10 protein-coding genes and 1 riboswitch are annotated in these 14,057 nt (G+C 39.3%); of the genes, 3 read left to right on the top strand and 7 right to left on the bottom strand.

Annotated elements, in window-relative coordinates; all coding sequences use genetic code 11:
* Positions 1-10: 10 nt before the first annotated feature.
* The 4 genes from ACFE6N_RS02370 to ACFE6N_RS02385 all read right to left on the bottom strand — a co-directional run bounded on the left by ACFE6N_RS02370 (position 11) and on the right by ACFE6N_RS02385 (position 4,455).
* On the bottom strand, positions 11-679 hold the full coding sequence (locus tag ACFE6N_RS02370) for a class I SAM-dependent methyltransferase (protein WP_378933455.1): 669 nt from the start codon (positions 677-679) through the stop codon (positions 11-13).
* A 60-nt stretch (positions 680-739) separates the two neighbouring features.
* The gene (locus ACFE6N_RS02375; RefSeq protein ID WP_378933458.1) at positions 740-1,126 is read right to left on the bottom strand and encodes an acyl-CoA thioesterase; all 387 of its coding nucleotides are present in this window, start codon (positions 1,124-1,126) and stop codon (positions 740-742) included.
* 183 nt (positions 1,127-1,309) lie between these two features.
* Positions 1,310-3,643 carry a 5-methyltetrahydropteroyltriglutamate--homocysteine S-methyltransferase gene (gene metE, locus ACFE6N_RS02380; protein WP_378933461.1) on the bottom strand — a complete coding sequence of 778 codons (2,334 nt, stop codon included), beginning with the start codon at positions 3,641-3,643 and terminating at the stop codon, positions 1,310-1,312.
* 191 nt (positions 3,644-3,834) lie between these two features.
* A riboswitch (cobalamin riboswitch) is annotated at positions 3,835-4,040 on the bottom strand.
* A gap of 232 nt (positions 4,041-4,272) precedes the next feature.
* Positions 4,273-4,455 (bottom strand): hypothetical protein, encoded by a 183-nt coding sequence (locus ACFE6N_RS02385; RefSeq protein WP_378933464.1) that lies wholly within the window; start codon positions 4,453-4,455, stop codon positions 4,273-4,275.
* 203 nt (positions 4,456-4,658) lie between these two features.
* On the opposite strand from ACFE6N_RS02385, the gene ACFE6N_RS02390 reads away from it, so the two are divergent.
* Both ACFE6N_RS02390 and ACFE6N_RS02395 read left to right on the top strand, forming a co-directional pair.
* Complete coding sequence (locus tag ACFE6N_RS02390) at positions 4,659-7,355, top strand: M14 metallopeptidase family protein (RefSeq protein ID WP_378933466.1); 2,697 nt, start codon at positions 4,659-4,661, stop codon at positions 7,353-7,355.
* 280 nt (positions 7,356-7,635) lie between these two features.
* A complete protein-coding gene (locus ACFE6N_RS02395; RefSeq protein ID WP_378933469.1) occupies positions 7,636-8,352 on the top strand; it encodes a DsbA family protein in 717 nt (238 codons plus the stop codon).
* A 382-nt stretch (positions 8,353-8,734) separates the two neighbouring features.
* Here the strand turns inward: ACFE6N_RS02395 and ACFE6N_RS02400 are convergent, their stop codons facing one another.
* The 3 genes from ACFE6N_RS02400 to mfd form a co-directional block, all read right to left on the bottom strand.
* Complete coding sequence (locus tag ACFE6N_RS02400; protein ID WP_145858153.1) at positions 8,735-8,956, bottom strand: DUF3820 family protein; 222 nt, start codon at positions 8,954-8,956, stop codon at positions 8,735-8,737.
* Positions 8,956-10,092: an ATP-binding protein gene (locus ACFE6N_RS02405; protein WP_378933472.1), complete on the bottom strand. Its 1,137-nt coding sequence runs from the start codon at positions 10,090-10,092 to the stop codon at positions 8,956-8,958. Before ACFE6N_RS02405 ends, ACFE6N_RS02400 begins: the two co-directional genes overlap by 1 nt.
* Positions 10,093-10,184: 92 nt before the next feature.
* Positions 10,185-13,523, bottom strand: coding sequence for a transcription-repair coupling factor (gene mfd / locus ACFE6N_RS02410; RefSeq protein WP_378933475.1), 3,339 nt, complete (start codon positions 13,521-13,523; stop codon positions 10,185-10,187).
* 229 nt (positions 13,524-13,752) lie between these two features.
* Here mfd and ACFE6N_RS02415 point away from each other — a divergent pair, with 229 nt between their 5' ends.
* Complete coding sequence (locus ACFE6N_RS02415) at positions 13,753-14,055, top strand: DUF2752 domain-containing protein (protein WP_378933477.1); 303 nt, start codon at positions 13,753-13,755, stop codon at positions 14,053-14,055.
* Positions 14,056-14,057 lie beyond the last annotated feature (2 nt).

The raw sequence follows: 14,057 nt of genomic DNA on the forward strand, positions 1-14,057 counted from the left end.
CAAACGAGGACTATAATGTGTTTGCCGTTACAACATGATATTCCCTTTGTACCTGTTCGCCAGTTTTGCTTTTTATCTGTTCGGTTTTACTAAGAATATTTTCAACCGTAAATCCGCCGTTTTTTAAGAGTTCTTTTACCTCTTCTACTTCATAAAGTTTAAAAACATAAGGCGTGAAAGGAAGATTTTGCATAAAAGTTTTATTGGCAAAGCAGATTACCAGAGTGCCATTAAGTTTTAAGGTTCTTTTAATTTCGGCGAGGTATCCGCATGGATTTTTCCAAAAGTATATGGTATTTACTGTGAAAATCTTGTCGAACTGATGATTATGGAAAGGCAGACTGTTTCCATCTGTCAGTTTAAATTGGACATTTCCCTGTGCTAAGAAAACTTGATTGTTTTTTTCAGCTTCGGCGATAATGGTAGCTGAAATATCAGCACCAAAATAGTTGATGTTTTCGGCCCGTGAAAATAACTGAGCAATGTGTCCACCGTTGCCATGACCGATTTCTAAAACAGTTTCATTGTTTTTGAGATTTAATGCATCAATTGCAGAAGTGGTCATGCCAATGTTGCTGGCATGCATCATCTCCCCTGTTTTAATGCCATGTTCGCCTTCCGGGCAGCTTAGCTGTTTCGCAATGTTTTTTAATTCTTCTTCGGAATGTTCATGCTCCATTATTAAATTAAAGATTTAAACCTGATGAACTTTATACCATTTTAGCTAAAAATTATCAGATTATTTAATGACCTGAACTGGCTTTTTGTTTTCATCAATAGCTACAAAAGTAAAATCGCCATGTACGGCTAATTCTCTTCCTTCAGCGTACATCTGCTCGATATAAATTTCTACGTTAACTTTTAAACTGGTATTGCCTACATGGTTTACCTTGCCAATAAGTTCTACAATGGTTCCTGCTGGAATCGGCTTTTTAAAATCGATCCTGTCGCTGCTTACCGTTACCATAATTTGGCGGCTGAACCGAGTTGCGGTAATAAAAGCCACTTCGTCCATCAAATGCATGGCGGTACCGCCGAAAAGCGTATCGTAATGGTTGGTTGTATTTGGGAAAACGGCTTTAAAAATACTGGTTTTTGAGTTTTCTATTCTTTCTGATAAGGTCATGGGGTAAATATAGGGTGAGTAAAAAGCTTTGACAACTTTCTGATTAGAAAGTTGTCAAAGTTGAGATCAGGATAAAACTATCATCCCGAAGATTTTCTTAATACAATTTATTTCAGTTATTCATGTTGAAGAGTCTTCGACAGGCTCAGACTGACAATGAGTGAATGTTTAACACAAATTATATTAATTTACCTGAAGATCTGCAGACAGTACTTCTTCCGTTTTACGCATCTCTTTTGCGGCTTCAACCATTTCGATCAATGCTTTTTTGGTTTCGTCCCATCCGCGGGTTTTTAAGCCACAATCAGGGTTCACCCACAGTTGTGCAGAGGGAATAACGGCTCTTGCCTTTTTAAGCAACAGAACCATTTCTTCGCGTTTCGGAACTCTTGGAGAGTGAATATCATAAACACCTGGTCCAATTTCGTTTGGATATTTAAAATCGGCAAAAGCGTCTAATAATTCCATCTGCGAACGCGAGGTTTCGATCGTAATTACATCTGCATCCATATCAGCAATGTTTTGGATGATATCGTTAAACTCCGAATAGCACATGTGCGTATGGATCTGTGTATCGTCTTTTACCCCACTTGCTGAGATTTTGAAAGCTTTCACTGCCCAGTTCAGGTAGTTTTGCCAATCTGCTTTGCGCAATGGCAATCCCTCTCTAATGGCAGGTTCATCAATCTGGATAATTTTAATGCCTGCATTTTCCAGGTCGCAAACCTCATCGCGGATAGCCAGGGCAATCTGTGTACAGGTTTCCGATCGTGGCTGATCATTCCGTACAAATGACCATTGTAAGATAGTTACAGGACCCGTTAGCATGCCTTTCATGTATTTGGAGGTAAGCGACTGGGCATAGGCTGTCCACTTGATCGTCATGGGTGTTGGGCGCGAAACATCGCCAAAAATAATCGGTGGTTTTACACAGCGTGATCCGTAGCTCTGTACCCAACCATTTTTAGAAAAAGCAAAACCATCTAGCTGCTCCCCAAAATATTCAACCATATCATTGCGTTCAAACTCGCCGTGAACCAAAACATCCAGACCGATTTCTTCCTGCCACTTTACTGCTTTTTCAGTTTCTTTTGCAATGAGATCATCGTATTCTTCAATAGTGAACGTTCTGTTTTTAAGTTTTGCTCTCCAGCTTCTTACCTCTGCAGTTTGTGGAAACGAGCCGATAGTGGTAGTGGCATAAATGGGCAGATTAAGTTCCTGTTGTTTAATTTTTCTGATCGAAAATAGACTCAAACGTTCGGCATCCTGCTCTTTTAAGTCTAAAACCCTTTGTTTAACTGCCGGATTATGGATGATTTTAGAAACTTTACGGTTAGCAATTGCGATCTTATTTTCTTCGAGTTTTTGCAGGGTAGATGCAGGGCTTTCGTTGGTGATCAGTTTTTTTAAGGTAGCTACTTCCGCAATTTTCTGTTTTGCATAGGCCAGCCATTGTTTAATTTCTGGCGATAAATTTTTCTCATTGGTTTCATTGTCCAGATCAACCGGTGAGTGAATTAACGAACAGGATGGAGCAATCCATATTTTATCCAATCCTCTTTTGTCTACTGCATGGTTAATGGTCGAAAGAGATTTCTCAAAGTCATTTTTCCAAATGTTTCTTCCGTCTACCAAGCCTAAAGAAAGAATGGTATCTCTTCTTAACGAAGCTAAAACATCGTCTAATTGATCTTCTGCACGGACTAAGTCGATATGTAAAACATTTACAGGTAATGAAGCCGTTAATGCTAAATTATTACCTAATCCTTCAAAATAAGTAGCTAAAACAATTTTTAATCCTGGAAAGGCTTTCCTGATTTCTTTGTAGGCATATTCATAGGCTTTTTTGTCTTTTTCTTTCAAATCTAAAGTCAAAAATGGCTCATCAAACTGAATATATTCTACATCCAGCGCTTCTAAGCGAGATAAAATCTCGATATAAACCGGAAGCAGGTTTTTAATCAGGTCTATTTTTTCAAATCCAGCCTCTTTTTCCTTACCCAATAAAAGGTAAGAAACCGGTCCAATCAGTACGGGTTTAGTATTAATTCCTAATTGTTTTGCCTCATAAAACTCATCGATAATCTTGGTAGAAAAAAGTTTAAAAGGTTGATTTTTGTAAAATTCGGGCACGATGTAATGGTAATTGGTATCGAACCATTTGGTCATTTCCATCGCTACCACATCCAGTCCTTCTTTTTGGTAGCCTCTGGCCATCGCAAAGTAAAGATCCAGTTCCTCATTTCCTTTTTTCAGGATCACTTCGTTGTACCTTTTTGGGATGGCTCCAAAAGTTAAGGAATGATCGAGCACGTGATCGTAAAAAGAAAAGTCGTTTGATGGAATTACATCAATCCCAGCTTCTTTTTGAAGTTTCCAATTTTCGTGGCGGATATTTTTGCCCACCTGCAGTACACTTTTGTACCCAGTTTTATCTGCCCAATAATTTTCGCAGATTTTCTTTAATTCCCTTTGGCTACCTATTCGCGGATAGCCTAGATTTTGCGTTAGCATTTCTCTTAAAGATTAAGTAAATAAATCATTTAAAAGCTCTTAAAGCAATATTTGTAATACTCTTTGTTAAGATTAAAGGAAAGGTTATGGCACAGCCTGCCCACTCATCAGTAAAAACTTTAAGCAAGCCTATAAAATTTAAATTTTATCGTGTACAATCAGACCTGACCAATTACTTTATAACGCGAAAGCACCGTCAATTCAACATAGGCAGGTCTCCTGACTTATTCCCGATCCTATCGCCTTCCCATACCGGTAAAGGCACAGTGGCATAAATGATAAGACCGTTGTCTTCTTGTTAAAGACAGAATTTACAGTTGCGCGACAGCTCGTGATTTGCACACGATTCCCTATTAATCCCGGTTGTATTCCGGGAACCTGTATCGGTTGATGAAAATAAAGTTAAGAACTTATATCAGGGCAAATGTATGGATTAGGATTTAAAGATTAAGCTATTTTTGTAAGCATTGATTTTACCACCTCCAACAAATGCTCATCAGTTAGAGACCATATGACATATAGTAAATGTTTTTCCGCTCTATGCCGCGGAGGCATGGTACTTTGGAGCGCCAAAGTACCCAAAGCGCTTCGTCAATCCAACAAGGAGCCTTCACACTACCTCTCACTCATCAAAAAAACAACGGCACTTTGTTTTGTTCGTTGATGCTAATTGAATGTTTTTGCAGATCTGAACACAAAACCACTGCGTTAAGGTTTGGTTGTGCTAAGGGGTTCTGTCCTGCATCTGTTTTTTTGATTTCCCGCTCTTGGGATTGACGACGTTCTTCGGTATAACCTGTTCTCTTTTTCAAAGTAAGCCAGCATAGTGCCTTAAATATTTCAACGACGCGTTACATAAAAATTAGGTGAACGGGCATAAACACTGATATCTGTGTGCATACTTTTTATCTGTGGTTAATAGTATGCTCATGGAATAACTTGTAACAAATTTACAGCAAGCTGTCTTTGGCGCTGATTCTCCATTATATTTGATTACCAATTAAACCTTCAAATTATGATAAAAACCTGCTTTATCAGGCTCTGCATTGCTTTTTTAATGGTAAGTAACTGTGTCGTACAGGCACAGGAAGTGCCAACGCCAAAATCGCATTTTGGTTTTGATATTGGCGATGATCACCAATTGGCCAATTATACCCAAACAGAGGCTTACTTTAAAAAACTTGCTGCAAGTTCTAACCGCATTAAACTGGTTGATATCGGTAAAACTGAAGAAAACAGAAGTCAATACATGCTGGTTATTTCTTCGCCGGAAAACCTAAAGAAATTAGATCGTTATAAAGAAATTTCGCAACAGTTGGCTCATGCAGAAATTACGCCAGAGCGGGCCAAAGTTTTGGCAAAAGAAGGTAAAGCAGTGGTATGGATAGATGGCGGATTACATGCAAATGAAGTAGTTGGTACCCATCAGCTGATTCAGACAATATATGAATTTGCCTCCAGAACAGACCCGGAAACCTTGCGTATTCTGGATAATGTGATCATCTTATTTACGCATGCAAACCCCGATGGACAGGAGTTGGTGAGCAACTGGTACATGAGGGAAAAAGACCCAAAGAAAAGAACAACTTCAGGCTTGCCGGTTTTGTATGAAAAATATGCGGGACATGATAATAACCGCGATTTTTTTATGTTAAATCTTAAAGAAACACAAAATATTGGTCGCCAGCTTTTTATAGAATGGATTCCACAGATCATGTATAACCACCACCAGGCCGGTCCGGCGGGAACGGTTGTGGCAGGTCCTCCCTACCGGGATCCGTTTAATTATGTTTTTGACCCAACCTTGTTAACCAGTTTAGATGCGGTAGGTGCGGCCATGCATAACAGGATGAATGTAGAAAATAAGCCCGGTTACACTCAACGTGGAGGATCGGTTTATTCTACATGGTACAACGGCGGATTAAGGACAACTACCTATTTTCATAACATGATTGGACTGCTGACGGAAATTATCGGTAATCCTACTCCCTCTGAAATTCCATTGGTTCCATCGCGTTTGCTGCCAAGTGGCGATTCACCAAACCCAATCACTCCGGGAAAATGGTATTTTAAAAATTCGATTGATTATTCTGTATCGTTAAACTATGCCGTTTTGAATTACGCAGCGCGATACCATGATGAGTTACTGTATAACATTTATCAGATGGGCAGAAATTCGATTGAAAGAGGTAAAAAAGACAGCTGGTCTTTCTCCCCAAAGAAGATAGATGCCATTAACAGCGCTGCAAAAGGTGAAAAGGCCGCCGCAATTTCCGGAGGCGATGCAGGTTTTGGATTCCGGCGTCAGATTAGCATGAAAGCTTTCGATACCGTGATGAAAGCGCCTGCAAACCGGGATCCACGTGGATATATCTTATCCGCAGAGCAACCTGATTTTAATACTGCCATTAAGTTCTTGAATGCATTGATCAGAACGGGTGTTGTAGTTCAAAAAGCAACCGCTCCATTTACCGTTTCAGGGAAAAACTATCCTGCCGGAAGCTATGTGGTTAAAACCGATCAGGCTTTCCGTCCACATGTTTTGGATATGTTCGAACCACAGGATCATCCTAATGATTTTAAATACGAAGGTGGTGCGCCAGTTCCGCCTTATGATGCCGCAGGATGGACATTAGCTTATCTCATGGACGTGAAATTCGATCGCATGCTGGATGACTTTTCTGGTCCGTTTGAGAAAAATCCTTACGGAAAACTCTTACAACCAGAAAATAAATTGCCAAATGGGTCGGGTTATGTATTAAGTGCTGCTCAAAATGATTCTTATACTGCAGTTAACGATTTATTAAGAAACAAAGTTGAAGTTTACCGCTCTCCTGAAAATGGCGATTTTTATGTTTCATCAGCAGGAAAATCAGTGCTTGAAAAAGCAAACATCAAACTAGAAATTTCTGCTGCCCCTAAAAATAAGATTAAAGTTTCGACGGCTAGAATTGCCCTTTGGGATGCTTATGGAGGTTCTATGGCATCCGGCTGGGTGCGGTTTTTAATGGAACAGTACCATTATGCTGCTACGGTAATTTATCCGCAGGATATTGATGCCGGAAATTTAAAATCTAAATTCGATGTGATCATTTTTGTGGGCGGTGCCATTCCATCGGTTCAGGGCGGAGGCAGTGGAAACAGATCTGTCGGACCAAAGTCAGATGAAATTCCACAGGAGTTTAGAAACCGTTTGGGCAGGATTAGTCCTGATCAATCCATCCCTGAATTAAAGAAGTTTTTAGAAGCCGGAGGTAACATTGTAACCATTGGGAGCAGTACCAACCTGGCTTATCACTTAAACCTACCCGTACGTAATGCAATGGTCGAAATTATAAATGGTGAAGAAAAAAGATTACCTGCTGAAAAATATTATGTTCCGGGAAGTGTTTTAAATGTTGGTGTAGATACCACTTTACCAGCCAATTGGGGCATGGAAAAAGAAGCTGACGTTTATTTTGATAATAGTCCTGTTTTTAAACTCACCGGCGACGCCATTGTGGCTGGGAAGATCAAGCCTTTGATGTGGTTTGAAAATGCAACACCATTGCGTAGCGGCTGGGCCTGGGGCCAGGCTTATTTGCAAGATGGGATAACGGCTTTTGAAGCCAGGGTTGGTAAGGGTAAATTACTTGCTTTCGGGCCGGAAATTGCGTTCAGGGCGCAAACGCATGGCACTTTTAAATTGATATTTAACCAGTTGTATAAATAGTTATAGTTGAGTTTTCCATGTTGAGCTTGTTCAAAAACGAATTTACGCTGTTTCTTAAGAGAATACCACTTACAAATCTAATATAAAGGTCGTCTTTTCTACTGAAGCGTAGCAAAATCGAGAAATCTTTTTAACATAGTCCAAAGATTTCTCCACTGCGGTCGAAATGACGATATCTGGATATAAACTTTTATTGAGATATGGAGCCACTATCCTTAACGATAGCGGCTTTTTACTTTACACTTACTATAGCCAGTTATAATCAGCTTAATTTTGTATTATGAAAGTAGAAATCTGGTCGGACGTAATGTGTCCGTTTTGCTATATCGGGAAAAGACATTTTGAACAGGCGATAGAGAAACTGCCTTTCAAAAATGAAATTGAAGTGGATTGGAAGAGTTTTCAGCTTAATCCGGAATATCATAATGCTAATAATGAAACGGTGTACGATTACCTTTCAAGAAGTAAGGGAATGCCGGTTGATCAGGCTAAACAAATGACCAAACAAGTGGCAGACATGGCGGCAAATGCAGGATTAAGCATCGATTTCGATACCAATATTCCAGCAAATACATTCAATGCACATCGTTTGATTCATTTGGCAGCAAAACACGGCCTTCAGGATTTAGCCGAAGAAAAATTGTTTGAAGCCCATTTTTTGAACAGCAAAAACATTGGCGAAACAGATGTTTTAGTTGATCTTGCAGTAGAAATAGGATTGAATAAGGACGAAGCTGTGGCCGTTTTAAATAGCGACGAGTTTGCTGAAGCTGTTCGTTATGATATTTATGAAAGCCAGAATTTAGGAATCCGCGGTGTGCCATATTTTGTTATGGATCGTAAATATGGCGTTTCTGGTGCCCAACCTGTTCAGGCTTTTACTGACGCGCTTACCCAAAGTTTTACCGAGTGGAAAGAAACTCAGCCTAAAACCAAACTTACCTCATTAAATAAAAATGATAATGCGGTTTGTGATGAGAATGGTTGTGAGATATAGGGTTATACTTTTTCGTCATCTCGACCGAAACGCAGTGGAGTGGAGAGATCTATCAAGACAGATTTAGCTTCGCTGAGCCTTCGGGTTCTCGGCTTCGTAGCACTCCGCTCGAAATTACGGTAACTGAGGGGTGTTAGATCCTGAAACAAGTTCAGGAGGACGACCGTTTTTAGGTTCTTCGACACTCCGCTACCATTGACAGAATCCACTAGTTCGGTCGTCATTCTCGCGCATGCGGGAATCTTAATGCACATTTTAAGATTCCCAATCAAGTTGGGAATGACGATTTCTTGATGGATATTACCTAATTAAATTTTATCTGTCAATCATATTAATTTTTATATCATAAATTATTCCTCAGGATGACAATGGCTGGGGAAACTTACCGCTGCTGATTCTTCAACGGCGTTAATAAATACTCCAAACCATTTACCCTGATTTCGAACATGGTAGCCATTAAATCGCCTAATTTGCCTTTCGGGAAGCCCTTATCCTTATACCATAGCAAATAGCTTTCAGGAATATTACAAATCAGGTAACCTTTATATTTTCCGTAAGGCATTTGCATTTTTACTAAATCGAGTAATAAGGAGGGATCTAACATTATAATATAAAATCTAGATAATTTTCTTTGTTAATTACGGAAAAACTAGCTTGAGGATAGTTCTTTGCAAAAAAGCCCGGGATTTTATTCTTTTGGTTTCCCCATTTAAAATCGGCAGCTAACATTTCTCCGTTGTTAATTTCAATTAGATCTATTTCTTGTTGATCATAGGTTCTCCAAAAGAAATAAGTGGCACTTTGCTGTTCGTACTCCATTTTTTTAATTCGTTCGCTAAAGCAGTAGTTTTCCCATAAAATACCCTGATCGTTCCTTAAGGCTAACAACCTGAAATCGTTTACGATTGCGTTCCGGATCCCATTGTCGTAAAAATACCATTTGGATGATTTTGTAACTTCTTTCCGTAAATTATTACTATATCCGCCAACTTTATAAATGATAAAAACCTTTGACAGTAAATCAAGGTAACGATCTACCGTATTTTTGCTGATACCCAAATTACGGGAAATCTCATCAATTGAAACTTCGGATCCTGCCTGATAGGCAATCAGTTTTAATAATTCCAGTAGTTTAGCGCTATTTTGGATATTCTCATACATCAAAATATCTTTTAACAGATATGATTTAACCAGTTCTGTTAAATACTGTGCTTTTTCAGCCAATGAATTCAGGTGGAATAACTCAGGATAAGAACCAAAAATTAATCTTTCTTCCAGATTTTGGGTGGTTTGTAAAGCATTTTCCTGTTTATCCAACTCAACCTGTGCTATGGGGTAAAGATGGTAAGTTAAACTTCTTCCGGTTAAGGGTTCACCTGTTTGGTTTGACAAATCGAAAGTAGATGATCCACTTGCGATAATGGTAAGATCTTTAAAAGTATCGATGAGTAACTTTAATATTTTTCCGATTTCAGGTATAACTTGGGCTTCGTCAATAATGAGTAGCTTGGCATCACCCAAAACCCTTTTGTAATTGGCAGCTGTTCGGGTTGAAAGCAATACCTGTACATCCTGGTCTTCCCCATTTAAAGAAAAGTAGTTGATGTTCGCATCTTTGGTAATGCTTTCTACCAACCAGGTTTTACCGACCCGCCTTGTTCCGAATATTAGGATTACTTTGTTCTTCCCAATTTTGTGGAGGATAACCGGCTTCAAAGCTCTAACAATTTGACTTTCCATTTAAGCCAAATATAGGTAAAAACGTTAATTCAGTCAATAGACTGACTCAATTAACGTTAATTCAGTCAATAGACTGACTCAATTAATGTTTTTTAATCGATCAGTTCTAAAATTTCAATCGCTTCTTCAACGGTTTTTACATTATCAAAAGCAATTCTAAGTGTATTCTTTACTTCCTTTAAATTGCACATGCGCGGATGGTTCTGCGCAAAAGTTAAAATTTTGGTAAAGGTATTTGAGTCAAAATAAGCCGACTGTTTATCACTTAAAAAATATCCTCTTAAGCTATTTTTCTTGAAACTGATTTTTTCGAATCCTAATTTTTTACCCAACCATTGTAACCGTACCACACTGAGCATGGTTTTTACCTGCGGGGGTATAGGTCCGAAACGATCGGCCAGGTGTTTTTCGAAAACGGCTAATTCAGCCTCGTTGTCAAGCTTAGAAAGCTCGGTGTATAAATTGTAACGCTCAGTAATATTGGTAATGTAAGCATCAGGAATATATAATTCAAGATCGGTATCTACCTGTGTAAAGCCTACAAACGGACGGGCAGGTTCATTTTCGAACAGGCCTTTAAACTCAGCTTCTTTCAATTCCTGAATGGCTTCATCCAGTATCTTATGGTACATTTCAAAACCGATTTCGGCGATGAACCCACTTTGCTCGGCACCCAATAAATTTCCACTTCCACGGATATCCAAATCGCGCATGGCCACATTAAAGCCACTGCCCAGATCGGAAAACTCTTCAATGGCACTTAAACGTTTCCGGGCCTCTGAAGTTAAGGTAGATAACGGAGGCGAAAGTAGATAACAGAAAGCTTTTTTGTTGCTCCGGCCTACACGGCCACGCATTTGGTGCAGATCGCTTAAACCAAACATGTGTGCATGGTTGATGATGATGGTATTGGCATTTGGAATATCCAAACCTGCTTCAATAATAGTTGTGGCTACCAAAACATCTTTTTCTCCGTTAATAAAATCAAGCATTACATCTTCCAAAGCATCCCCATCTAATTGGCCATGCGCAATACCAATCCTTGCTTTTGGAACCAATTTCTGGATTAACCCACCCAATTGCATCAGGTCATTTACCCGGTTATGGATAAAGAACACCTGCCCGCCGCGATCCAGTTCAAACTGCACGGCTTCCTGGATTAATTTATCATTAAAAACATGCAATTCGGTGCTAACGGGCTGCCGGTTCGGCGGTGGCGTACTTATAATAGATAAATCCCTTGCCCCCATTAACGAAAAATGCAGTGTTCTTGGAATTGGAGTGGCTGTAAGGGTTAAGGTATCAACATTTACCCGTATGGCTTTTAACCTTTCTTTTGCAGTAACACCAAACTTTTGCTCTTCATCAATAATCATGATGCCGAGATCTTTAAATTTGACATCTTTGCTAAGCAAACGGTGTGTTCCAATTAAAATGTCAACTTTGCCGGCTGCGGCCTCAGCCAGGGTATCTTTTATCTGTTTATTCGTTTTAAAACGGTTAATATAATCGACCGTTACCGGGAAATCCTTTAAACGGGAGGAAAAAGTTTTAAAATGTTGTAAAGCTAAAATGGTTGTTGGTACCAGAACGGCAGCCTGTTTACCATCAGCTACCGCTTTAAATGCAGCACGTACGGCAATTTCTGTCTTTCCAAAGCCAACATCACCACACACCAAACGGTCCATTGGATGTGGGGATTCCATATCCTTTTTCACGTCCTGGGTGGCTTTTAACTGATCGGGGGTATCTTCATAAATAAAAGAAGCCTCTAATTCGGTCTGTAAATAACTATCTGGAGAGAATGCTGTTCCGGCCTGGGTTTTGCGCAAGGCATAAAGCTTGATCAAATCCCGCGCGATATCTTTAACTTTTTTTTTAGTAGTTTTTTTTAACTTATCCCAGGCATCGGTACCCAGCTTATTCATTTTAGGAACGCCGCTTTCCTTACCGCTGTACTTGGCAATCCGGTTTAGGGAATTGATGTTGACGTAAAGCAGGTCGTTATCGGCATAAACTAAACGGATCATTTCCTGGGTTTTGCCGTTCACCTCAACCTTTTCAAGTCCGGCATACTTACCAATACCATGATCGATATGGGTAACATAATCGCCGGATTTTAGTTCCCTCAAATCTTTTAGGGTAATGGCCTGACTTTTCTGATAACCTTTTTTAAGCTTGTATTTGTAGTAACGGTCGAAAATCTGGTGATCAGTGTAAAATGCCGTTTGGATCTGCGGATCAACAAAACCCTCGCGCAGCATGCTGTTGATTGGTGTAAACTTGGCCGTTTTGTCAATATCTTCTAAAATGGCATATAAACGTTCAATCTGCTTAGGCGAATCGGTAAAAATAAAATTAACGATTCCAGCCTTTTCATTTTCCTTAAGATTGTGAATCAGCAGATTGAAATCTTTATTAAATGATGGTTGTGGCTTGGTTTCGAATTCAAAACGATTATCTGTTTTATAGAAAAACTGTTTCCCGAATTCTACCAAAGGGAAATCCTGAAGGTGATCGCCCAATAACTTTTCATCCGTAAAGGCAAATTTAGGATCAATCCACTCCGGGTTTTGACTTTTATCTGCCGCTGGCAAGGCTTTCCAAAGTTCAACAGCTTTTTTAAAACCGGCTTTAACAATATCCAGGGTAAATTCTACGTCTTTAAACCAGAGTTGCGTGTCCTGATCGATATAATCGAGAATACTGATGTTACTTTCAGTTAAAAACTTGGCCTGAACATTTGGAACAATGGTAAGCGATTTAACTTCGGCAACCGACAGCTGGCTTTCAATTTCAAAACTTCTGATGCTTTCTACTTCGTCACCAAAAAACTCGATGCGGTAAGGAAGATCAGAGGAGAAGGAGAAAATATCTACAATGCCACCTCGGATGGAAAACTGTCCGGGTTCGTAAACAAAATCTCTTCTGTCAAAATCATAATCAATTAGAAATTCATTGATAAAATCAATGCCCAGTTTGGCGCCCAAACTGATTTCTAAAGTGTTTTTTTCAAGCGCAGAGCGATCTATCACCTTTTCGGCAATGGCTTCAGGATAGGAAACTACAATTTTTCCGTATTCTGAATCATGATTCAGCTCGTTCAGTACTTCCGCACGGGCCAGCACGTTAGCGGTATCTACCTGGGTGAAATCGAAAGATTTTCGGTACGATGAAGGAAATAGTAAAACCTGTTTATCCAATACACTTTCAAGGTCAGACTGAAAATAAGCGGCTTCTTCCCTATCAGGCAAAACGAACAGAAGGGGCTTATGTAACAGGAAATAAGAAGAAAGTGCAACAATAGCATCAGCCGAACCCACCAATCCCTTTAATTGTATCTTTGGGTTTTTGCTGCTGTTCAACGCTTTGGTAAATTGAGTTACCCTATCGTCGGTTTTGTATCTGTTTATTAAATCGCGAATGTTCAAGGCACAAAAATAAGCTTATCTTTTAATATTAACCCGCAATTTGTGTAAAGGTTTTTTTAACTATTTTTGGCAGGGTTGTGATAGAATAATCAGATTTGGGAAAAACGAAAACTTATTCTTAGATGGGAACGTTCGTTTGGTCGAAATATATCCCCCTTTCGTCGATTAAGGGCAAATCGGTGTAACAAAGGTAGTTCTATAGCCTCTAAATGTTATAAAAAGTGAAACAATGAAGTACATTAAAAGCTTTCCACTGGAACTTTTTTTCTGGTTAACAGCTTTAATAATACTGGCAACGGCAGATAGCCACCAACATCATTTTACACTTTGTCCTTTAGCCAATTTGGGCTTAGAGGATTGGTGTCCGGGGTGTGGCATAGGCAGGTCAATCAGTCATATTTTACATGGCGAGTTTACCGAAAGCTTTTCCGAACATTGGTTTGGTTTTCCGGCACTTTTAATTATAATTTATAGAATTTGCACATTGATAAGGAACAAAAAGAAGTTTAAAGTTTTAACCACAAATACATAGAA

Origin of the sequence: Pedobacter sp. BG31, assembly GCF_042464845.1 — a bacterium.
Taxonomy (GTDB): Bacteria; Bacteroidota; Bacteroidia; order Sphingobacteriales; family Sphingobacteriaceae; genus Pedobacter; species Pedobacter suwonensis.

Excerpts from the sequence above, each read along its gene's own strand:
- ACFE6N_RS02370 (WP_378933455.1), bottom strand. The coding sequence starts at position 679 with ATGGAGCATGAACATTCCGAAGAAGAATTAAAAAACATTGCGAAACAG.
- ACFE6N_RS02375 (WP_378933458.1), bottom strand. The coding sequence starts at position 1,126 with ATGACCTTATCAGAAAGAATAGAAAACTCAAAAACCAGTATTTTTAAA.
- metE (WP_378933461.1), bottom strand. The coding sequence starts at position 3,643 with ATGCTAACGCAAAATCTAGGCTATCCGCGAATAGGTAGCCAAAGGGAA.
- ACFE6N_RS02390 (WP_378933466.1), top strand. The coding sequence starts at position 4,659 with ATGATAAAAACCTGCTTTATCAGGCTCTGCATTGCTTTTTTAATGGTA.
- ACFE6N_RS02395 (WP_378933469.1), top strand. The coding sequence starts at position 7,636 with ATGAAAGTAGAAATCTGGTCGGACGTAATGTGTCCGTTTTGCTATATC.
- ACFE6N_RS02400 (WP_145858153.1), bottom strand. The coding sequence starts at position 8,956 with ATGTTAGATCCCTCCTTATTACTCGATTTAGTAAAAATGCAAATGCCT.
- ACFE6N_RS02405 (WP_378933472.1), bottom strand. The coding sequence starts at position 10,092 with ATGGAAAGTCAAATTGTTAGAGCTTTGAAGCCGGTTATCCTCCACAAA.
- ACFE6N_RS02415 (WP_378933477.1), top strand. The coding sequence starts at position 13,753 with ATGAAGTACATTAAAAGCTTTCCACTGGAACTTTTTTTCTGGTTAACA.